This window comes from Marinobacter psychrophilus (genome assembly GCF_001043175.1).
GTDB lineage: Bacteria > Pseudomonadota > Gammaproteobacteria > Pseudomonadales > Oleiphilaceae > Marinobacter > Marinobacter psychrophilus.
Map to the genome: position 1 here is coordinate 233,371 of NZ_CP011494.1, position 22,011 is coordinate 255,381.

Below are 22,011 nucleotides of genomic sequence, written 5' to 3' on the forward strand. Positions count from 1 at the left end.
TTACATTCGTCCGATTTTGCGGGCCATCACCCGTTCTAGCCAGCGCATGACGGGTGTCACCATAAATCGTGCAAAAATATAGTAAATGATAAGCGCGGTCCCAAAGGCCTGGGCTGACAGGTAGGTATTGTTGTTGACCTGGCGTGTTTCAAACATCAGGTCGGCGACTGAAATCAATGCCACCAGAGCGGTGCCCTTCAGGATTTCGATCATAAGGTTGCCCCAGGGTGGCAGTATGGCCACCAGTGCCTGTGGCAATATAATTCGTTGCATGCGCTTTGCCGGTGACATATTCAGTGCCAGTGCGGCTTCCCATTGGCCCCGTGGAACCGACTGGATTGCGCCGCGCACCAGTTCGGCACCGTAGGCCCCATAACACAGCCCGACGGTAAGAAAGCCTACGGTAAACTTTTCCAGGGTGAAACCAAACAGCGGCAGCACGAAGTAAAACCAATAAAGCTGCACCAGAAGCGATGTGCCGCGGAAAATCTCAATATAAGTAATAGCGACAGCGCGCATGGTTTTTGAATGCGCCATTTTCATCAGCCCCGAAACCAGTGCAGCGACAATCGCGACCAAAGCGGCCAGCCCGAACTGACCCAGTGTGATCAGCGTACCGTCAATGAAGCGGCTGCTGTAGGTCATGAGAAAATCTAAATAGGGCATCGTTAGATAAGGCCTCGGGCACGTTGCGGGCTGATTTTGGGGTAGGAGGTAATGAATTATTGTTGCACATATTCGGTGGTGGTAGTGATTGCTCTAATAATTTGATGTCAAAGTTTGCAGTGCGGCAACATTCTTCTTTCAGCTGGGCTGCTTAGAAGAAAACATTACTTCAATATATATTCTATATTAGTATATGCTTAGAGCTTATTCACAGGTTCGATGTTTGCGAATTCGAAAGGAGTTTAGTGATGACCACGACCAATCCAACCGTTCAGCATTTTTTTGACGAGCCTACCAATACTTTCAGCTACGTGGTGCAAGACCCTGCGTCCAACGCCTGTGCCATCATCGACTCGGTACTGGATTTCGATTACGCCGCTGGCAGCACCAGCACGGCCAGTGCAGACGCTATCATTGCTTACGTGCACAAGCACAGTTTACAGGTGGCGTGGATTCTGGAAACTCACGTGCACGCAGACCACTTATCGGCGGCACCTTATCTGCACGAGCAGTTGGGCGGGCAAACCGGCATTGGCGCACATATTTGTCAGGTGCAGGAGATTTTCGGCAAGGCGTTTAACGCCGGATCGGAATTCGCCCGCGATGGCAGTCAGTTCGACAGGCTGTTTAAAGACAACGACAGCTTCGCTATTGGTGGGTTACAGGCTCAGGTCATGCACACACCCGGCCACACACCCGCGTGCCTGACCTATGTTGTCGGCAATGCGGCGTTTGTAGGGGACACGTTGTTTATGCCTGACTACGGTACGGCGCGCTGTGATTTTCCCGGTGGCGATGCCCATGTACTGTATCGCTCAATCCGCCGGGTTCTGGCTTTGCCAGACACAACCCGTCTGTTCCTGTGCCACGATTACAAGGCGCCCGGCCGGGACAGCTACGCCCATGAAACAACGGTTGCGGAGCAACGCGAGTCCAACATTCACGTGCACGACGGAGTCAGCGAAGACGACTTCGCAACGATGCGCAATGAACGTGACGCCACCCTGGACATGCCACGGCTGATTCTGCCTTCGGTGCAGATTAACATGCGCGCCGGCGAGTTTCCGCCAGCGGAAGACAACGGCCAAGTCTACGTGAAAATTCCTTTAAATCTGTTCTGAGCCGCTGATGAACCTATCTCGTTACCTGCCCGTATTACAATGGAGCTGGCGGTATAACCGCCAGCAAGCGGGCAGCGATCTGGTTGCTGCGCTAATCGTGACGGTGATGCTGATACCGCAATCATTGGCATATGCTTTGTTGGCAGGCCTTCCCGCTCAAATCGGGCTGTACGCGAGCATATTGCCGCTGGTTGTATACGCTTTGTTCGGTACCAGCCGCACCTTGTCGGTGGGACCTGTCGCGGTCGCGTCACTGATGACGGCGGCGGCGCTCGCGCCTTTGGCGCAGGCAGGCAGTGCCGAGTATATAGTGGGTGCCGTGGTATTAGCGCTGATGTCCGGGTTGATGCTGGTACTGATGGGCGTGTTACGTCTGGGGTTTTTGGCCAATTTTCTTAGCCATCCGGTTATCTCGGGCTTTATTACGGCTTCCGGCATTGTCATCGCGGCGAGCCAACTTAAGCACGTATTTGGTATAACCGGGTCGGGCCATAACCTGTTTGATATAGGTCGTTCGCTTTGGGCATCGGCGAGTAGCATCAATTTGGCCACCTTGGCCGTTGGTGTGAGTACTTTGGTGTTTTTGGTGTTGGCGCGTACTCGCCTTAAACCTGGCTTGTTGGCGTTAGGAGTGGCGCCGCAGATGGCCGATGTAGCGACCAAAACAGCGCCTATACTGGCGGTAGTGTTGACGACTCTGGCGGCCTGGTTCTGGCAATTGCAGCTTCAGGGCGTAAAGCTGGTGGGGCATGTTCCCTCTGGGTTGCCACAGTTAACTTGGCCACAGGCTGACTGGGCGCTTTGGCAGCAGTTAGCGGTGAGCGCATTGCTGATCAGCGTGGTGGGATTTGTGGAGTCGATATCGGTGGGCCAGACACTGGCGGCTAAACGCCGCCAACGGATTGACCCTGACCAGGAACTGATCGGACTGGGCGCGGCGAACCTCGGTTCGGGTATTTCCGGTGGTATGCCGGTAACCGGCGGGTTTTCCCGCTCGGTGGTGAATTTTGACGCCGGTGCCGAAACGCCGGCGGCGGGCATCTATACGGCGGTGGGCATTGCAGTAGCGACCCTGTTTCTGACTCCGGCTATTGCCTGGTTGCCGCAGGCCACGCTGGCGGCAACGATTATAGTGGCGGTGTCTACGTTGATTGATATTCCGGCACTGCGCCGCACCTTGCGCTATTCACGCACGGATTTCGGTGCGATGCTGGCCACCATTGTGCTTACTCTAGGGCACAGCGTAGAGGCCGGTATTATCACCGGGGTGGCTTTGTCTCTGGGGCTTTTTTTATATCGTACCAGCCGGCCCCACTGTGCCGTGGTTGGACGGGTGCCAGGCAGCGAGCATTTCCGTAATGTGCTACGCCATAAAGTAGACGTATGTCCAACGGTGACATTTTTGCGGGTAGACGAGAGCCTGTATTTTGCCAACGCCCGATTCCTGGAAGAAACGGTGCTAGACATTGTGACCAGCGAACCACAGCTGACAGATTTGGTGTTGGTCTGCCCGGCAGTGAATTTGGTGGATGCATCGGCGCTTGAAAGCCTGGAGGCGATTAATGAACGCCTGAAAGATGCTGGTGTACGCTTACATATGTCAGATGTGAAGGGGCCGGTGATGGACCGGCTGAAACGCACGGAGTTTTGTCAGCACTTGAGTGGTGACGTGTTTTTGAGCGCCCACGAAGGCTGGAAAGCGCTGGTAACGGGCGCCAAAAACGATGATTTATAGCCGATAGAAATCAGCACGGCGGGTGTCCCGATCGCTGCTGACTACGCAGACGGGCCAGACATATGGGCATGACCGAAAACTTGCTTTCTACGACCCAATGGGTGATTACGGCCCTTCTGTTCGCCGTTATTTTGCTGGCGGCTGTGCGCAGTGTTGATTGGCATAAGTTACGGCAAGACACCTCGTTGCAGCACACCTTTTTTGGCGCTGCCGTTGCGCTTGGGTTTTTGTGGCAGTTGCGCGCCGGTATATCACCGGGGCTGTCCATTCACGTTTTCGGCATAACCCTTGTTACGCTGATGTTAGGCTGGGGCCTGGCGGTATTGGCTGGCTTGCTGGCACTGGTGATTATGGTGATTACTGGCCGTGAACCGCTGATCATGTTTGCGGCCAATGGCCTGATAACAGTGATGGTGCCGGCGCTGATCAGTTACGCCATCATGCTGTGGGAGCGCCATCGTGATTTTAATAATTTCTTTGCTTATATTTTTGTCTGCGGATTTTTTGGTTCGGCCATTGCAGTGGCTGTAGCGGGTGTGGTGATGTGCCTGATGCTATGGACCAGTGGCGTATACACTTTCGCCGAACTGGTGCATGAGTATCTTAGCTATCTTCCGCTGTTCATGATTCCGGAGGGCTTTGCCAATGGTGCGTTTGTAACCGGGATGATGGTGTTTAACCCAGACCGCCTGACCACCCTGGATCAGCGTCGTTACCGCTAAATCGCGGTGAAGCGTTCACAAAGAAAACCTGTGCTCAACTGCGCCTTTCTTGCGTTCCCATGAACAGGTCTTGAAGTGCGCAGGGCTTTCCGAAGAGGTAACCTTGATACGCATCGCAGCCCAAACCTTGAAGCATTGCGCGCTGTGCTTCTGTTTCAACACCTTCGGCGATCACACTTAGGTGCATCGCGGTGGCAAGGGTGATTACCGCCTGTGCAATCGCTTGATCGTTGGGGCTATCAATAATATCACTGACAAAGCTTTGGTCGATTTTTAGCTGGTGTATTGGTAGCTGCTTAAGATAAAGCAAGGAGGAGTAACCGGTACCGAAATCATCAATGGAAAAGGTAACTCCGTGGCGCTGCAACTCCAACATCTTGGCTTTAACGTTCTCGACGTCGCTCGCCAGAAGACTTTCGGTAATTTCCAGCTTGAGATTATGCGGTTTGGCGCCCGACGCGTTTAGCGCTTTGAGCACCGTATGAACAATATCCTTTTTATTAAACTGCACAACACTGATGTTGACAGCCATCGTCAAATTAGCTTTTGCTGGATCGGAGGCCCATTGGGCCAGAGTTTCGCATGCCTCGCGTAAAACCCATTCACCAATAGGCACAATAAGGCCGGTTTCTTCCGCTAATGGTATGAACTGTGCAGGAGAAATGAAGCCCTTTGTAGGATGAGCCCAACGCAGAAGTGCTTCAACTCCGATCAGTTGCTCGTGCTGGTCAACCTGTTTTTGGTAGTAAAGCTGAAACTGATTATTCCGAAGAGCTTCATACAGGTCTTGCCGCATCGCTGCACGTAAACTAGCTACAACTTGCATTTGTGGATCAAAAAAATGCACGCTACTACGGTCGGCTGCTTTGGCTTTGTACAAAGCCATATCCGCTTGTTTGAACAAGTCCTCAAGCGGTGAAAGGTTACTATTGAACGTGGTTACGCCAATACTTGCCGATCCGTTGTAAGGAGAGCCGTCTAAATCAAATTCCTGCGTCAACTGAGCATTGATTTTTCCAGCTGTGGCTTCAACCTCAACGGCCGCTTCATTCCGATCGGAACTGAGTCCTTCGATAAGCACCACAAACTCATCACCGCTTAAACGCGAAACCGTATCCCCGTGCCCAACTGACTTAATAAGACGTGCTGCGACCTGGCATAGCAACAGGTCGCCTTTGGTGTGACCTAAGCTATCGTTAAGGCTCTTAAAATTATCCAGGTCCAGAAATAACAGAGCAGCGTGGTGATTTTGCCGAGTACAATTCGCAATAACCTGCTGCAGCCGGTCTATAAGCAAGCGGCGGTTAGGCAGTAGCGTCAACGGATCATAAAACGCCAACTGACGTATCTCGTCTTCACGCTTCTTGCGTTGGGTGACATCCCTTACAATACCAATAAAGTTAATATCGCCCAATTGCTGTACTTCGGTCGTTCCGACTTCGATGGGAAAAACAGTGCCATCTTTATTCAGCGCTTTGAACTCTTGATAGCGGGGGATATCGTTTTCTGTGCTACCAAGCGTATAGTTTGATATATAGTTATTGAGTGCCTCTCGGTACGGTGTATGTATTAACACATTTGCGTCTAGACCTATCACCTCGTCGCGCCCGTATCCAAAAATGCATTCGGCACCATGGTTGAACGTGCGAATTATTCTTTCGTTGCTAATAGTGACGACGCCGTCTTTCATGTTCTCAACAATCGCGTGCATCTGTTTTGATTGTTCATCAAGTTTTTGTCGCGCCGTTACTCGATCATTAATGTCAAAATGTGTGCCTAGTAACCATTCTGCTTTGCTATCTTCAGTGCTGGATAATATTCGACCACGAGTATTTATCCAAACCCACTCGCCATTCTTATGTTTCATTCGAATATCCGCTTCGTATGCGGGTATTTGCCCCGTGGCGTACTTGTCCAAAGCTGAAGTGCAGTAGGCGAGATCTTCTGGGTGAGTTAGGTTTTCCCAGGTTCTACGGTCCGTCGGCATTAACTCATAGAGTTCGTAACCCAGTAAATGTGCCCATTTCTCGTTGATTGTAAGTTCGCCACTCTGCAGGTTAAGCCGCCATGTGCCAATGTTGTTAGCGTCAATCACCGACTTGAGCAAGTATTCATTATAGCTGATCAAATCTGCATCACGTTTTTCTTTTGTAATGTCAGTCTCGATAGCAATGTAGCCTTTAAATTTTCCGTCATCATCCCAGAGAGGATCACAAGCAATTCTGACCCAGTAAGGTGTACCAGATTTTGTATAGTTAAGCACATCAACATTGTAATTTTCACGGCTGGCTGCGGCTTTACGCATTGCTTCTACAGTGGCTGGATCAGTGTCTTTTCCATGAAGTAGGGCGCCAGGCTGGATCCCGATCATTTCATCCGAACTGTGACCCGTAATTTCACTATAAGATTCGTTAATCCATAAAATAAAGCCGCTTTGATCCGTTATAACGACACCGTTTGTGGTTTTTTTGACCACATCTGAAAGGCGGCTAAGCTCGGCACTATTCAAGGTTTGCTCCGTCGTATTGCGGATAACAACCAGCACTTCATTCTGATCAATCTTTACATAGCGCGCTTCAAATGACGCACTCTTCGCGAGGGTATAATTGTGCTGAATCACTTCTTTAGAGCTGAACGCCTTTTGCACATTCATTGTAAGCTGCACACCTAGTTCACCAGGTAGCACTTCTTCAATGGTTTGCCCCAATACCTTGTGCCTCGGTTGTAGCAGGTCTGGATGTTCGTTGCACGCCAGAAAACGAAAGTGGCGATCGATCACAAACACCATATCAGGCATAGCCGCGAGTATAGATGACGCTCTGATCGTGCTGGCGGCCAACCTTTGCTGAGATTCATCAGCTTGACCGATGCGAGCAATTTCGTGCTCAACCATATCCGCAAAGTCACGCAGCGCTTGCTCTTGATCGTCAGAAAAATAGCGAGGTGAGGGATCAAAGATACACAAGGTTCCGATCGGTAGACCACCTGAATCCCGCACCGGCGCACCGGCGTAGAAACGTATGTGTGGAGCACTTGTTACTAATGGATTCGTAGAAAAACGTGCATCCTGAAGCGCATCTGTAACGGTAAGGATCCCACGACCCAATATTGCGTGGCCGCAAAAAGAAATATCGCGACCCAGCTGGTTTTCCTTCAGACCTACTCTGGACTTAAACCATTGCCTGTCTTTGTCCACCAAAGACAGCAAGCAAGTCTCAACATCGAAATAGCGCGCGGCTAGGCGAGTGATGCGATCAAAACGTTCCTCCGGTGGCGTATCAAGAAGTCCTGTACTCTGCAGTGCGCGCAAGCGCTCAGACTCATTAACAGGAAAGGCAGGTGCGCTCACAAGGCCTCCAAAGGTTATTCTGGTTCTTGAGAAAGAATCACGAGGCTCACCAAAAAAGTGAGACTGAGATCGCGCTATTTACCTTTAAATCTTATTGGCATAAAACGTATACGTACTTACACGCATGATGGTTCTGGATCGGAAACGACGGCCTGTTCAGAGCCTGGAGCATGGCGATGCATCGTCAAGAACGTGATGAGGGCGGTTGCCACAACGACAATCCTGATGCGTGCTCCATAAATCATCGACCAATTTCTTGACAACATTGTATAAGGGCTAGCACAAGCGGTTTACCTGGAATGCGACTAATGGATGTTGAACCGTCGTCGCGGTAAGGAGTGTAGAGAGAAAGCCCGTGCTCAGTTGCGCCAGTGGGAGTGCTTCTGCAACTTGCGTTGAAGTGTCCGGCGATGCATGTGCAACGCTCTTGCCGTGGCGGATATGTTGCCGTCGTGCTCGTTGAGAACGCGCTGTATGTGTTCGCGCTCCATTTCCTCCACTGAAGGCGGTTCCGAGCGCACCTCAGGTGCTTTGCTCAAGAACCCAAAACCGGCGATCAGCTGGTTCACCGTTACCGGTTTGCACAAACAATTCACGGCGCCGCGGCGCATTGCCTCAACCGAGGTTGCAATACTGCCGTAACCGGTTAACACAAGAACAGCCAGGTCCGGCTTGCAACTCAGCAACTCAGGCAGCAACTGCAACCCACTTTCGCCAGCTAGGTTAAGGTCTAGAACGCAGTGACTGAAATGGTGGTCGGCAAGCGCTGCGATTGCTTGTTGGGCCGTTTGTGCGGTTGTGGCTTCGATATTCTGGCGCGACAGTGAGCGTTGCAGAACCTGTAAAAACGCTTCGTCGTCGTCAATTAATAACCACAGTGGCTGGTTGCTCATGACGGCTGACCCATCCGGTTGTTCATAAAGAATACTCCGCGGCCGGCAACTCAATGATCATGGTGGTGCCGCGTCCGTTGGCGTCGTTTGGGCGCGCCTTCAGCTTGCCACCAAGGCGGCCGATAGTGGCGTTTGACAAAAATAACCCAACGCCCATGCCGGTTTCTGAATTTACGATATTGGCGCCGGGTGAGTCCAGCAGCGCCGATGCCAAGCCGGCACCCTGATCTTCCACAATGATTTCTACGCAGTCTACGCCGGGGGCTTTTGCGCTGACGGCAACCCACTGCGGGCTGGCAGTAATGGCATTGGCCAGCAGGTTTAGCACGGCCTGGTCCAGAGTGGCATCTACCTGCACGTTAAATGGCGGAAACGGTCGTTGCCAGTGTATGTTTGCTTCTGGCCAGAGCAAGGTTGTGGATTCCTGCAGGCGTTGCAGCCACAGCTCCAGGCTCAGAGTTTCCAGCTGCGACAGTTTGGCCTGCATGGCGGAGGCAGATAGCTGTCGCAAATGTTGGCTGCACAGCGCCAGCTGTGATGACATCAGTTCCAGGTCGGCATTGATATCAGCGTCGGGTGGCAGGGTCTTAAGCTCTTCTACTAGCAGTGATAGCGTGTTCATTGGAGTACCCAAGCGGTGGGCAATAGCGGCGGATGACAGCCCCAGTGAAATAATCTGTTCATCCCGCAGGCGCGTTTCTCGGCTTTGGGATAACCGCAGTTGTTGGCCTCGTAACTGGTGCGCCAAGGTGCCGACTGCCAGCACCAGAATAACCGCGGTCAGCACGAACGTGACCCACATGCCTATTAGGTGCAGCTGGGCCAGGTTTGCACCGTGATTGTGGGCCATGGCAGAGATGGCGCCGGAGCGAGTGGCAAAGATAGTGTCTGAACTGATGGGCTGGTGCCACAGCATTAGCAGGGTGTATATCAACACACTGCCTATCGTCAGGCCAATGGCGTGATTCAGGGGCACCAATACCAGGGCGATAGCCAGTGGCAACAAGAGTAATGATACCAATGGGTTGGTGTAGCCCCCGGTGTTATAAAGCCAGCAGCCTATCAACAACAGATCGAGCCCAAGTGTCATGGTGGCCGGCAGTATGGATTGAGGCGGGCGCCGGGTGAACCAAAGCCAGGCCAGAGTCGCCAGCACGCCATAGGCCAGACATAGCAGCAGGGCCTCGGCTCGGTGGCTCAAGGTTATAAAAGTTTCGGTGACCGCAATGGCCAGTAACATGATGGTCACTATAGCCAGGCGCATACCCAGCAAATAGCGGGCGGCACCTTGAAATCCAGTTTGGGAGAGTGTCAGCCATTCCATAGGGCGTTGGTTACCAGTTAGCGCGTGAAGTCAGTCTTGGCGGTAGCATACCAGAGCCTGGGTGAGCAGATCGCCTGCCAGTTTTCGCCGCGGTGTCATCGCAGCTCTTGTGGATTTCGATCTGATTTCTTCTAGGTGGTTCTAAGATGTAGTCGAAGGCTCAGGAATAGTGCCTGGCCCTCTGCTGCATCTTCAGCCCGAAGGTGGCAACCCCGCCGACGTTAGCCGCTTCACCCAAAAGAGTTACCTCTTTCGAGCTGCGGCAACGTGCCACAGGCGGGCTGGCGCGCAGATGGTTACCATTGGCCGTCAATTTTCAACGCGTGCTGATGTGAAGGACGAAAAATGAGAAAAAAACCACTGCCACGTCTAATTGTATGCTCACTGGGGGGTCTGACCCTGTTACCACTGTATGCACATGGCCAGCAGACGGACCCGGTTGACCAGTTGCTGATTCAGGTTACCGAGGGTCAGCGGACCGAGGTTGGCATCACCCATATAGTGAGTGAACCTGTACGGCGTTTGGCCAGTGATCCGGCGGTTTCTCTTTCACGCATGGGTGGCCGCGGGCTAGAGCCGGTTATACGGGGCCAAAGCCAGGAACGGGTCGGTGTGCTGCTGGATGGCATTCGGGTGGAAGGTGCGTGTCCTAACCGCATGGACCCGCCCACCAGCCGTCTGAGTTCGGCACTGGCGCCCACGTTACAGGTTCTTACGAATAATCGGACGCTGCGCTGGGGGCCGGTAGCCGGAGGCCAGATCGTCGCTACCACAGCCGATCCTGCGTTCAACGGCCGGACAACTACTGGCCAGATCACCGTGGGTGGGACCGATAATGGTAACGGCAAATTAGCCAATGCGGCGGCTGCAGTGGGCAGCGACGATGCCTGGCTAAGGCTGTCTGGCGGTTACGACGAGGCCAACGATTACGAAGACGGCAGTGGTAATGAGGTGCGCAGTGCCTATAAAAACGCCGAAGGCAGGGTAGAGGGAGGGTGGCGCAGTGCAAGCGATGTTTATGTGAAAACCATGGCCAGTCGCCAGGAGGAGCGTGATGTGAAATACGCCGGCTCCGGCATGGATGCACCGAAAACCGATACCGATTTTTACCGCCTTGAATTGGGTGCGCCAGTGGCTAAGGGTGAATGGTCACTGCTGGCCTGGCAGGCAGATGTTGACCACATTATGGACAACTTCAGCCTACGATCGGCGGGTATGATGAAAATGCAAACCAACTCCACCACCGAAACCCGTGGCTTGCGATTTATTCTGGACCAAAGTCCTACTAGCCGCATTGATTGGGCTGCCGGCGTGGACGTGGAAACGAACGATTGGGATGCCACGCTGCTGAATGTGAACGGTGCTATGCCGATGACGGCTTCTTTGATGTGGCCAGGTGTGGAGCGGGAGCGAGCTGGTGTGTTTGCAGAAGCCTTCATGCGCTTTGGCTCCGCAGCCAAAGTAGGTGCCGGGTTGCGTTACGACCGGGTGGAGATGGATGCGACCAAGGCAAATCAATCTGTTGGTATGAGCTCCCCAGCAGCTCTGTATAGCAAAGAATACAATGTAGATGCGGTGCCAGTGAATGACGACAACGTCAGCGGCTTTGCCAGTGCCGAATGGCGCCTGCCTCATCAGCAAGCGCTTACATTAACCGCCAGCCGTAGCGTGCGCAGCCCCGGTGTGACCGAGCGTTATATTGCTCGCAGTACAATGGCTGACAGTTGGATAGGCAATCCGCAGCTGGATACTGAGAAGCACTACAAGTTGGAGCTGGCTTTGAAGGGCCAAAGCAGTCAGTGGCATTGGAAACCGGTGATTTGGATGGATCAGGTTGCCGACTTTGTGCGGCGCTACAAAACCAACACGTCAGGCTGCAGTAAATCCAATGGCTGCACTCGTTATGAAAATATTGACGCTCGGCTGCTTGGAGTAGAAGCCAGCCTGGGCTGGAGCGACGGCACTTGGAGCAGCAACAGCGCCCTGGCCGCTGTTCGTGGCGAAAATCGCGACGATAATAAAGCTCTGGCGCAGATTCCGCCGCTACAGTTTGTCCAGACTCTGGCCTGGCAGCAGCAAGGCCACAGCATCGAAGCTCAATGGCAGCTAGCACGTTCCCAGGATCGCATTGATCTGGCTTCTGGCCTGGACGCAGGAACATCAGCCGGTTACGGCGTATTTAACCTGTTTGGTAGCCACCCATTAACCAGATACCTCACCTTTAACTGGGCGTTGGACAACCTGTTTGACAACACCTGGGCGCCCCACGTCAGTCGCCGTAACAGTGATCCTTTCAATACCGAGGCGGTTCGTGTAAATGAGCCAGGCCGCACGGTTCGGGCCGCGTTAACGGCACGCTGGTAGTGGATGAAATTAGGGGTTGTCCGCTTTCATAGCCAGTGGATGACCATTTTTACCCCGTGCCGGTGCGAAACGCTGCGCACGGGGTTTTTTTATGGCGGGCCGTGTGCCTTTGTTGTTGGCGTCATGGGCTATGCTTTTTACCAGCCAACCTTGCCGGGTTGCAGTGTTCCTGAGGATCGTTTTCTGATAACCTAATGTTATTAGCTAATAACTTTTGTAATTTTTTATTCGCTGCTGAACAAGCTGTGAAACAAGGAGTATCCGGTGGTGAACAATCAGCTGATCAGCCGCCCGTTGCGGGCTTATGTGGGCGTTGTTGTCGGCGTGCTGTTGTGGGGTTTTACGTGCAGCGCGCAAGCGCAGCCAGTGCCTGGCGAGCTGGCCATGGCAGCGGTAGAAAGCCGCTCTTTGGCCGAAAACGTATTGCTAGACGGCGTCATTGAAGCCGTGCAGCAAAGCACGGTATCGGCCCAGACCAGCGGCAAGGTGCTGCAAATGCCGTTCGATGTGGACGATTCTGTTCGCCCTGGTGATCTGATTGTGCAGTTGGAAGACAGCGAACAGCGGGCTCGGGTTAGCCAGGCGCAAGCTGCCGTTAACGAAGCCGGGGCCGTATTGTTGGATGCGAACCAGCGGTTTGCCCGTATCGAAAGCGTGCATAAACGAGGTTTGGTATCGGTCCAGGAGTTTGATCAGGCCCGCAATAATCTGGCTGGCGCCCAGGCCCGCGTCGAGCGTGCCGAAGCGGGCCTGGTTGAGGCCCGCGAACAGCTCAGTTACACCCGTATTGAAGCGCCTTACGGCGGTATTTTGACCGAACGCCATGTAGAAGTTGGTGAGTCGGTTAGCCCCGGTCAGGCTCTGCTCAGCGGTCTGTCACTGGAGCAGTTGCGGGTGGTGGTGGATTTGCCTCAACGCTACGCCGCCAGCGCCCGCGCCGAGCGCCAGGCCACCGTTACTCTGGCTGATGGCCGGGTGCTGAAAACCGGCGAAATGACTTTCTACCCCTACGCCAATGCAAAAACCCATACCTTTCGCTTACGTATGGCACTCAACGAGCCCAATGGTTCACTGTTTCCGGGGATGCTGGTAAAAGTGGAGGTGCCGGTAAGCCGTTCGGAAACACTTTTGGTGCCGGCCAGCAGTCTGGTGCAGCACAGTGAGCTGCGCGCTGTGTATGTGATGGACAGTAACGGCAAGCCGCGCCTGCGTCAGGTTCGCACGGGTAAAATAGTCGATAACCAGATCGAAATTCTAGCGGGCGTCAGCGCTGGCGAGCAAGTCGTGCTCAATGCCATCGAATTACTGGGTAGCGCACTCCTTTCGATCCCGCCAGCGCAGCAGCGAGCGCTGTGAGCCAGTCGCTGCCGCCGAAGTCACCTTCGGGCTTTTCCTCGCAGCCTGCTCCCGCTGGGCTACCTGCACCTTCGGTGGGGGTTGGCCTATCGGGTGCAATAGCCAGGTTGTTTCAGGACAATCACCTGACCCCGCTGATTATGCTGTTGTCCATCATCCTGGGTGTTCTGGCAGTGGTGGCTACACCCAAAGAAGAAGAGCCGCAGATTGATGTCACCATGGCCGATATCATGGTGGCGTTTCCCGGTGCCAGCGCCCGCGAAGTGGAAAGCGCGATTGCCACGCCTGCCGAACAGGTAATGAGTGAAATTGCCGGTGTAAAGCATGTGTATTCGGTATCGCGCCAGGGTCAGGCTGTGATTACCGTGCAATTTGAAGTGGGCATACCGCGCCGGGAGGCGCTGGTGCGGCTCTACAACCAGGTGTATTTCAATCAGGACTGGCTGCCCGCAAATCTGGGTGCCAGTCAACCGTTGGTCAAACCTAAAGGCATAGATGATGTGCCAGTGATGACACTCACCCTGTATGACCCACAGCAGGGCCACAGTGGCGAGGAACTCACCCGCCTTGCACACATGTTGGAAGTGGCTTTGAAGCGGTTGCCGGGTACCCGGAATGTATACACCGTGGGCGGCATACCCGACCGGGTGGATATTCGTTTTGATCCGGCCCTGCTGGCCGGTTTTGGCCTGACCGTTGACGATCTGCAACAGGCCCTGCTGGCGGCGAACAGCAGTTCACAGGAAGTCCGAATTACCCGTAACAATTTATCGATCCCTATTCAGGTCGGTGCGCTGCTTACCCATGTAGATGAAGTGCGCCGCCTGGTTGTGGGTATGGATCAGGGCGCGGCGGTTTATCTGGAAGATGTCGCTAGCATCAGCCGCGGTAATACGGTTGCTGACCAAAGCGTGATGACCGGTTTTGGGCCGGCCCATCAGGGTTCCTATCTAAAGAGTACTCGTCAGAATGATAACAACTCGGCGTTCATAGGCCAGCCCGGGCAAGTCTTTCCGGCGGTCACCCTGGCCATCGCTAAAAAGCCGGGCGAAAATGCGGTGGACATTACTCGCGCTATTGAGCGGCGAGTAGAGCAATTACGCAATCGCGCTCTGCCGGTCGATGTGGAGGTACTGGTAACCCGTGATTACGGCGAAACCGCCTCGCAAAAAGCCCTCAAACTGATTTCCGATCTGATATCGGCCACTCTGTGCGTGGTGCTGCTGGTATTGGTCGCCATGGGCTGGCGCCAGGCGCTGATTGTGGGTGTCGCGGTATTGATTACCTTGCTGCTAACCCTGGTGTTTTCCTGGGCCTGGGGTTTTACCCTGAACCGGGTGTCGCTGTTTGCGCTGATTTTCTCCATCGGGATTCTGGTGGACGACGGCATCGTGATTACCGAAAACATCAACCGCCGTATTCAGAACTCGCGCCGCCCGATCAAAGAGATAATCCCGCTGGCGGTGGACGAAGTGGGTACGCCCACCATTATGGCCAGCCTGACGATTATGGCGGCCTTGCTGCCTATGGCGTTTGTCAGCGGCCTGATGGGACCCTACATGAGCCCGATTCCCATTAACGCCTCGGCCGGTATGGCGCTGTCGCAGATTGTGGCCTTCATAGTGGTGCCCTGGCTGGCCCTGCGGCTGCTGCGCCACAAAAAAGGCGAGCTGGCGCAGCCGGAAAACGAATCTAAAGTCTCCGCTAACAGTTCTTCTGACAGCTCTTTTGAAACTTCGGCCGAAGGCGTGAATCCCCGCATACTGGGCCTGTTCAGCCGCGTACTGGTGCCGTTTTTAGGGGGCCATCGCTTGCGCCGTGGCCTGCTGGCATCGGGTGTTATTCTGCTGACCCTGGGTGCGACTGCTCTGCCAGTTTTTCAGGCAGTGATTCTGAAAATGCTGCCGTTTGACGACAAATCTGAACTGCAGGTGGTGGTGGATATGCCCGAAGACACGCCTGTTGAAGTGACTGCGCGAGTGTTGATGGAAATGGGTCACTATCTGGAAACGGTAGAAGACGTCGACAACTGGCAGACCTACGCCGGCACAGCGGCACCGATCAACTTCAACGGTCTGATTCGTCAATACTATCTGCGCTCTGACCCATACCAGGGCGATATTCAGGTCAATTTCAGTAGCGGTGACCGGCGTGATCAGCAATCTCATAATATCGCCCAGTCGCTGCGCCAGCCGCTGACTGCCATTGGCGAGCGTTATGGTGCCAGTGTGAAAATTGTGGAAGTGCCGCCGGGTCCTCCGGTACTGTCGCCGCTGGTGGCAGAGATTTACGCGGTAGATCCTCGGCAGCGGTCAACACTGGCGCGCTCTGTGGCCGCCGGTATGCAAGAAGTGAACGGCCTGGTAGACATCGACACCACGCTTGAAACGCCTCTTCGCCAGTGGGAAGTGGTGGTTGATCGAGACCGAGCTGCTCGCTTGGGTGTGTCGCAGCAGCAGGTGGTAACGGCCTTGCAAACGGCTCTGGGTGGCAGTGGTGTGAGTTATCTGCACGACGATCACGCCAAATATCCGGTGCCCATCCGGGTGATTCTGTCGGACGCCAATAAAGCCCGCCCCGCGGCTTTGCTGTCGCTGAATCTGCGCAGCCGCGACGGCGGGCTGGTGCCGCTTGCCAGCATTGTGGACATACGTGAGGCAGACTGGCAGGGTGCGATTTATCACAAAGACTTGTTGCCGGTTACCTACGTGACCGCGGACATGGCAGGTGCTATTGATTCACCGCTCTACGGTATGTTTGCCATGGTCGACCAGCTGCAGCAACGAGCAGGCGCGCCCGAGCAGTTTTTCATTCGCCAGCCGGACTTACCCGAAGCTGGCGCCCTGAAATGGGACGGCGAGTGGCAGATTACCTACGAGACTTTCCGCGATATGGGCATGGCCTACAGCGTGGGTCTTTTTATGATTTTTGTGCTGCTGGTGGCGCAGTTTCGTTCCTATCTGCTGCCGCTGGTGATCATGGCGCCCATACCTCTGACGCTGATGGGCATTATGCCGGGCCACGCGCTTTTGGGGCGTGAATTCACCGCCACCAGCATGATTGGCATGATCGCGCTGGCCGGCATTATCGTACGTAACTCCATATTGCTGGTGGTGTTTATTCGCCAGCTGCTGGACGAAGGCATGAGTTTGGAAGACGCTGTAGTCCAAGCCGGTGCGGTGCGGATCAAGCCGATTGCGTTGACCGCAGTGTCGGCGATGATCGGCGCCTACTTTATACTGAATGATCCGATCTTTAATGGCTTGGCTATATCACTGGTATTTGGCCTTGCCGTGTCTACTCTTCTGACCGTGATTGTGGTGCCCTTGTCGTATTATGCGATGGCGCGGCGGCGGTGGATTTGAACAGGAAATTTTACCCGATGATAAAACGACTTTTGCCCTGGCTGGTTTTGTTGCTGGCCATTATTGTGTTTATGGTGCTCCGAATGACCCGCCCGGAGCTGGCTCAGGCCGAAGCCCAGGAACGCGCATGGTTGGTGGCAGTGCAACGTGCTGAATTAATTAACGCCACGCCGTTGCTGCCTTTGTACGGCCAGGTCGTTGCCCCGCACCAGTTGACCGTAACAGCGGCTTTGCCCGGGCAGATCGTCCAACGCCCTGTGTCTGAAGGCCAGGCAGTTGCCGCAGGCACTCTGTTGGTGGCCTTGGATGATGCCGATGTGGCGCCGATTCTTGCCCAGGCGCAAGCCGAAGTGGCGGACTTGCAAGCGCAGATTGAGGCCGAACAGCTGCGCCACGGTAACGATCAGCGTGCACTGAAAAGCGAAGAGTCCATTCTGGCCAGCGCTCAACGTCAACTTGAACGCAACCAGTCGTTGCTCAAGCGCAACCTCACCTCCCGCGAAGCCCTGGACGCCGTTACCGACGCTTATGCCCGCGCTGAACTGACTGTCAGCACGCGCCAGCGCGCGCTAGGCGAGCATCCAGCGCGCCTGGCCAGCTTGCAGGCACGGCTGGCCAATGCCAAGGCGAACCTGCAAGGGATTGAACGTGATGCCGGCAGGGCGCGGGTTATTGCTCCGTTTGACGGCGTGATTACCGATGTACAAGTGGCCGCGGGTGACCGGGTGAGCAAAAATCAGGCGTTATTGAGCCTGTATCCGCGTTTGGGACTAGAGTTGCGAGCGCGGGTGCCAGAAGTCTTTGTGGCCGAGCTGCAACAAGCGTTAAACCGCGGTGAAAAGCTGCAGGCGATCACTGGCGACGGCCGCTACCGCTTCACTCTGCAACGCTTTGCAGGCACTGGCAGCGCCGCGGGCACCGAAGCGATACTGGTCGCTGATGGGCCAGCGGATGGCTTGCGTCCGGGCAGCTTGCTGCCAGTGACATTGCAGCGCCCGGCTCAGCAACAGGTCGTTAGTGTGCCGTTTAGCGCTCTTTACGGCGCCGACACGCTGTACGTTGTGGGCGAAGACTTCCGGCTGCAACGGCTGCGGGTAGAACGGGTAGGTGAAGCCCGTGCCGGTGCCGATCGTAACCTTTTGGTACGCGCGGATAAGTTGCAGCCTGGTCTGCGTATTATTACCACCCACCTGCCTAACGCCATGAGCGGGCTAAAAGTGGACATCGCCGGAGTGCAGAGCGAGTGACCGACCAGCCCGCTATTGAAAAGCCTGAAATTAACGGCTCTGAAGCCCCACCACCGCGACGCGGCGTGATCGGGTTTTTCGTGCATCACAAACTGGCGGCCAACCTGGTGATGCTGGTGATGCTGCTGGGCGGCGTGTTGGCACTGACTCGGATGAATGTGCAGTTCTTTCCCACATTTGCTCTGGATGTGGTCAGCGTGCGCGTGGTGTGGAGCGGTGCCTCCGCGGAAGACATCGAGCAGGGTATTACCAACCCTCTGGAGCAGCGCTTACGCAGCGTACAGAGCCTGAAAAAGATGACGTCCACTTCGGCTCAGGGTGTGTCGTCCATTACACTGGAGTTTCAGGAGGGCAGTGACCCGATTCAGACGCTCGACGACACCCGCCAGCGGGTGGACGAATTCAATAATTTTCCGGCCGATGCCGAAGAACCGCGAGTCTCGCGAATTGAACGCTATGAGCCGGTGGCGCGTCTGCTGTTGTACGGCGATGTGGACGCGGATGAACTGCGCTATCTGACCTACCGTTTTGAAGACGAATTGCTGCAACGCGGCATCGATAACGTATCAATTCGCGGCCTGCCGGAACAGCAGATCAGCATTGATGTGCCGGTGGAGCGACTGGAAACCCTGGGTCTGTCGCTGGAGCAGATTGCCGAGCGTGTGGCCGCCGTATCGCGGGATTTGCCCGCCGGTCTGTTGGGCCAGCAAGACGCCACCCGGGAATTGCGCGCGGTAGAGCAGGCCCGTAGTCCTCAGCAGTTCGGCGAAATTCCGTTGCTCAGTGGTGATCGCATCCAGTTGCGCCTGGGGGACATTGCCAGTATCCGCCAGGAATCCCGCGACAACCCGCTCACTCTAACCCGCGATGATTTTCCTGCGGTCGAGCTGCAGCTGCGGCGGGCCGAGGACGGCGATTCCCTGGCAGCCGCTAAAGTGCTGAAAGACTGGCTGGCGGATACCCGCGCTACCTTGCCTCCGAATCTGCAACTGGAAGTGTACGACGAAACCTGGCAACTGCTGGATGATCGTATTTCGCTGCTGACAACCAATGGCCTGGGCGGTTTAGTGCTGGTCGTACTGTTGTTGTATCTTTTTCTGCCCGGGCGTGTTGCCTTGTGGGTAGCTGTCGGCATTCCCACAGCCTTTCTAGCGGCTTTGGCTATTTTGTGGCTGGTGGGTGGCTCTATTAACATGATCTCGCTATTTGCGCTGATTATGGCGCTGGGTGTGATTGTGGACGACGCCATAGTGGTAGGTGAAGATGCCGATGCCCACGCCCGGCTGGGGCAGCCATCAATGGCTGCCGCTGAAGGTGCGGCAAAGCGCATGGTGTGGCCGGTTCTGGCGTCGTCACTGACCACGGTTGCGGCGTTTACACCTCTGCTGATTGTGGGTGGGGTGATCGGTAATATTCTTGGCGATATTCCGCTGGTGATGATTTGTGTGCTCATCGCGTCGTTGCTGGAATGTTTTGTGGTGTTGCCGGCGCACTTGCGCCACGCCTTTGTGCCGCGTAAAGCCAAAGCGTTCAGCAATAGCGCCGGGGCTAGGCTGGTGCGGGCGCCGGCGGAGGGGATCAGGCGCCTGCGGTCTGGCTTTGAACAGGGCTTCGATCGATTCCGCGAAGGCCGCTTTCGGCGTTTCTCCCACTACAGCCTGCACCATCGGGGGTTTACGCTTGCCGTTGCCTTGGGCCTCGCCATTATGACGGTCGGGTTGCTCAGCGGAGGCCGTATTGGCTTCAACTTTTTCCCCACGCCCGAACCTTCGGTGCTTTATGCCAACGCCAGCTTTGTTGCCGGCACGGATAGCCGCCGGGTAGACCAGTTTATGGCCACCATGGCGAAAAGTTTGAACGCTAACGAGGAGGCCCTGGGTGGCAATCTGCTGTTACACGCGGTTACCACGCGCGGCGGTACCTTGGGCGCCGGTGGTAGTTCCCGCAAGGGCGAAGAGTTGGGCTCGATGATGATCGAAATGGTCCCCTCCGACGAACGCAGCGTGCGCAACGCTGAATTTATCAGTGAACTGCGCGCGCGCCTACCATTGCCAGCGGGGCTGGAGAATCTAAGCATTACTGAACGTGAAGCTGGCCCCCCTGGCAGCGACATTAACGTGCGCCTGACCGGCCCGGATGCGACCAATCTGAAGCGCGCCGCTGAAGAAGTGGTGCAGGCACTGTCCGTGTTACCGGGGGTGCTGGACGCAGAAGACGATATGCCGTGGGGTCGCGAACAGTTGATCTATCAGGTCAGCCCTTGGGGTGAGGCAATGGGCCTCACCACCACCGATCTTGGGCGCCAACTGAGAGCTGCTTTTGATGGTCGGGTTGCACAGATCTATCAGGACGGTCGCGATGAAATGGAGGTGCGGGTGCAGCTGCCGAGATATCAGCGCGAGCGCCTGGCCACCCTGTCGCAAATCACCATCCGCGTGCCTGATGGTCGTTTTGTGCCGCTTACTCAGGTGGTGATGCTTGACCACCGGCAGGGCTTTGAGGCCCTGCGCCACGCCGATGGTTTGCTGGCGATAGAAGTGTCAGCGTCGCTGAACACAGACGTCAGCACCACCAGCGACGTTATTGCCAGCCTGGAAGCCAAAGCGCTGCCTGCCATCGTCAGCCGCTATAACGTGCGTTACAGCTTCGAAGGCCGCTCCGCGGACCAGCGTGAAACCATCGACGATATGAAAACCGGCCTGATCATTGGTTTGGCGCTGATGTATGTGGTGCTGGCCTGGGTGTTTGCGTCCTGGAGCCTGCCGTTGATCGTGATGGCAATTATTCCTTTTGCTTTGGTGGGCGCCATTCTGGGCCACTGGTTGATGGGAATGCAGTTAACGGTGCTGTCGCTGTTTGGGCTATTTGGTTTGTCCGGCATTGTGGTGAACAACGCCATCATACTGGTGTCGTTTTACAATCAGCAGCGGGAAGCGGGGCTGGGCGTCGATGCAGCCCTGAACGAAGCCGTGGTGCAGCGGGTACGTGCGGTATTGCTGACCTCGTTGACCACTATCGGTGGGCTGTTGCCACTGCTGTTTGAAACCTCCTTGCAGGCCCAGTTCCTGATTCCGATGGCCACCTCCATTGCCTTTGGCTTGGGCCTGTCGACCTTGTTGGTGCTGCTGGTGATTCCGGCGTTGCTGTCATACCTTGAGCAACTGAGGGCCTGGTGGGCCAAGGAGCCCACGTGACTGAACCATTACTGAAAGTACGCGGCCTGGGTAAGCACTTTGTGAACGCTGGGCAAACTGTAGACGTGCTATCTGGGCTTGAGCTAACTCTGGCGCAGGGCGAATCCCTGGCGCTGATGGGCCGCTCCGGCTCTGGAAAAAGCACCCTGTTGAATATTCTGTGCGGCTTGGAGCAGCCCGACGCCGGCTTTTTGAGCATTGCGGGTGAACACTTTGCGGCAGATTTGAGCGCAAGCGGGCCAAACCAGCAACGCTGGGCTATGCTGCGGCGTCAGCGCATTGGCGTGGTGTTTCAGGAAGCTAACTTAATGCCGGCGTTGTCGTTGCTGGACAATGTGCGTCTGCGGGCCAGGCTTGCAGGGCAAAGCGACCAGCATTGCGGTGACTGGCTAAAGCGCTTGGGGATTGGCGAGCTGGCGCAGCGCTACCCGGATCAGGTCTCCGGTGGCCAGCGCCAGCGCGCGGCTTTGGCCATGGTGTTTGCCATGCGCCCGTCACTGATACTGGCAGACGAGCCTACCGGTAGCCTGGACGCCCGCACAGCACTTGAGGTGGTCGATGAGCTGTTTCACCAGCAAGCTGCCAGTGGTTGTGCGTTGATACTGGCCACCCACGATTCAACATTGGCTGCCCGCTGTGGCCAGCGTTTGGACCTCGCTCAAATGGGAGCTTAGC

Annotated in this window: 13 protein-coding genes; 9 read left to right on the top strand and 4 right to left on the bottom strand. The window is 55.3% G+C overall.

What is annotated here, in order from left to right; translation table 11 throughout:
- Window positions 1–666, bottom strand: coding sequence for an ectoine/hydroxyectoine ABC transporter permease subunit EhuC (gene ehuC / locus ABA45_RS01010; RefSeq protein ID WP_048383702.1), 666 nt, complete (start codon window positions 664–666; stop codon window positions 1–3).
- 248 nt (window positions 667–914) lie between these two features.
- Between ehuC and ABA45_RS01015 the strand changes: the two genes are divergently transcribed.
- From ABA45_RS01015 to ABA45_RS01025, 3 genes are all read left to right on the top strand, one after another.
- Window positions 915–1,787: an MBL fold metallo-hydrolase gene (locus tag ABA45_RS01015; RefSeq protein ID WP_048383703.1), complete on the top strand. Its 873-nt coding sequence runs from the start codon at window positions 915–917 to the stop codon at window positions 1,785–1,787.
- Between the two features lie 7 nt (window positions 1,788–1,794).
- Entirely contained in the window at window positions 1,795–3,522 is a 1,728-nt protein-coding gene (locus ABA45_RS01020; protein WP_048383705.1) for a SulP family inorganic anion transporter, read from the top strand.
- Window positions 3,523–3,584: 62 nt separating this feature from the next.
- Window positions 3,585–4,244 (top strand): energy-coupling factor ABC transporter permease, encoded by a 660-nt coding sequence (locus ABA45_RS01025; protein WP_048383706.1) that lies wholly within the window; start codon window positions 3,585–3,587, stop codon window positions 4,242–4,244.
- A gap of 34 nt (window positions 4,245–4,278) precedes the next feature.
- Here ABA45_RS01025 and ABA45_RS01030 read toward each other — a convergent pair whose 3' ends face one another.
- The 3 genes from ABA45_RS01030 to ABA45_RS01040 all read right to left on the bottom strand — a co-directional run bounded on the left by ABA45_RS01030 (window position 4,279) and on the right by ABA45_RS01040 (window position 9,810).
- Window positions 4,279–7,593: an EAL domain-containing protein gene (locus ABA45_RS01030; RefSeq protein WP_048383707.1), complete on the bottom strand. Its 3,315-nt coding sequence runs from the start codon at window positions 7,591–7,593 to the stop codon at window positions 4,279–4,281.
- A gap of 359 nt (window positions 7,594–7,952) precedes the next feature.
- Window positions 7,953–8,486 carry a response regulator transcription factor gene (locus ABA45_RS01035; protein ID WP_048383709.1) on the bottom strand — a complete coding sequence of 178 codons (534 nt, stop codon included), beginning with the start codon at window positions 8,484–8,486 and terminating at the stop codon, window positions 7,953–7,955.
- 22 nt (window positions 8,487–8,508) lie between these two features.
- Window positions 8,509–9,810: a sensor histidine kinase gene (locus tag ABA45_RS01040; RefSeq protein WP_048383711.1), complete on the bottom strand. Its 1,302-nt coding sequence runs from the start codon at window positions 9,808–9,810 to the stop codon at window positions 8,509–8,511.
- A 345-nt stretch (window positions 9,811–10,155) separates the two neighbouring features.
- Here ABA45_RS01040 and ABA45_RS01050 point away from each other — a divergent pair, with 345 nt between their 5' ends.
- The 6 genes from ABA45_RS01050 to ABA45_RS01080 all read left to right on the top strand — a co-directional run bounded on the left by ABA45_RS01050 (window position 10,156) and on the right by ABA45_RS01080 (window position 22,010).
- Complete coding sequence (locus tag ABA45_RS01050) at window positions 10,156–12,174, top strand: TonB-dependent receptor domain-containing protein (RefSeq protein WP_157035509.1); 2,019 nt, start codon at window positions 10,156–10,158, stop codon at window positions 12,172–12,174.
- Between the two features lie 264 nt (window positions 12,175–12,438).
- Window positions 12,439–13,530, top strand: a complete 1,092-nt coding sequence (locus tag ABA45_RS01060; RefSeq protein WP_048383716.1) for an efflux RND transporter periplasmic adaptor subunit — start codon at window positions 12,439–12,441, stop codon at window positions 13,528–13,530.
- On the top strand, window positions 13,527–16,895 hold the full coding sequence (locus tag ABA45_RS01065; protein ID WP_227506095.1) for an efflux RND transporter permease subunit: 3,369 nt from the start codon (window positions 13,527–13,529) through the stop codon (window positions 16,893–16,895). Before ABA45_RS01060 ends, ABA45_RS01065 begins: the two co-directional genes overlap by 4 nt.
- A gap of 17 nt (window positions 16,896–16,912) precedes the next feature.
- Window positions 16,913–18,142 carry an efflux RND transporter periplasmic adaptor subunit gene (locus ABA45_RS01070; RefSeq protein ID WP_048383718.1) on the top strand — a complete coding sequence of 410 codons (1,230 nt, stop codon included), beginning with the start codon at window positions 16,913–16,915 and terminating at the stop codon, window positions 18,140–18,142.
- Window positions 18,139–21,336, top strand: a complete 3,198-nt coding sequence (locus ABA45_RS01075) for an efflux RND transporter permease subunit (protein WP_048383720.1) — start codon at window positions 18,139–18,141, stop codon at window positions 21,334–21,336. The genes ABA45_RS01070 and ABA45_RS01075 overlap by 4 nt, the downstream gene beginning before the upstream one ends.
- Window positions 21,333–22,010: an ABC transporter ATP-binding protein gene (locus ABA45_RS01080; protein WP_048383722.1), complete on the top strand. Its 678-nt coding sequence runs from the start codon at window positions 21,333–21,335 to the stop codon at window positions 22,008–22,010. Before ABA45_RS01075 ends, ABA45_RS01080 begins: the two co-directional genes overlap by 4 nt.
- Window position 22,011: the final 1 nt, after the last annotated feature.

Bases quoted from the DNA above. Each gene is read 5' to 3' on its own strand.
- ABA45_RS01020 (WP_048383705.1), top strand. From the start codon at position 1,795: ATGAACCTATCTCGTTACCTGCCCGTATTACAATGGAGCTGGCGGTAT.
- ABA45_RS01050 (WP_157035509.1), top strand. From the start codon at position 10,156: ATGAGAAAAAAACCACTGCCACGTCTAATTGTATGCTCACTGGGGGGT.
- ABA45_RS01035 (WP_048383709.1), bottom strand. From the start codon at position 8,486: ATGAGCAACCAGCCACTGTGGTTATTAATTGACGACGACGAAGCGTTT.
- ABA45_RS01040 (WP_048383711.1), bottom strand. From the start codon at position 9,810: ATGGAATGGCTGACACTCTCCCAAACTGGATTTCAAGGTGCCGCCCGC.
- ABA45_RS01070 (WP_048383718.1), top strand. From the start codon at position 16,913: ATGATAAAACGACTTTTGCCCTGGCTGGTTTTGTTGCTGGCCATTATT.
- ABA45_RS01025 (WP_048383706.1), top strand. From the start codon at position 3,585: ATGGGCATGACCGAAAACTTGCTTTCTACGACCCAATGGGTGATTACG.
- ABA45_RS01015 (WP_048383703.1), top strand. From the start codon at position 915: ATGACCACGACCAATCCAACCGTTCAGCATTTTTTTGACGAGCCTACC.
- ehuC (WP_048383702.1), bottom strand. From the start codon at position 666: ATGCCCTATTTAGATTTTCTCATGACCTACAGCAGCCGCTTCATTGAC.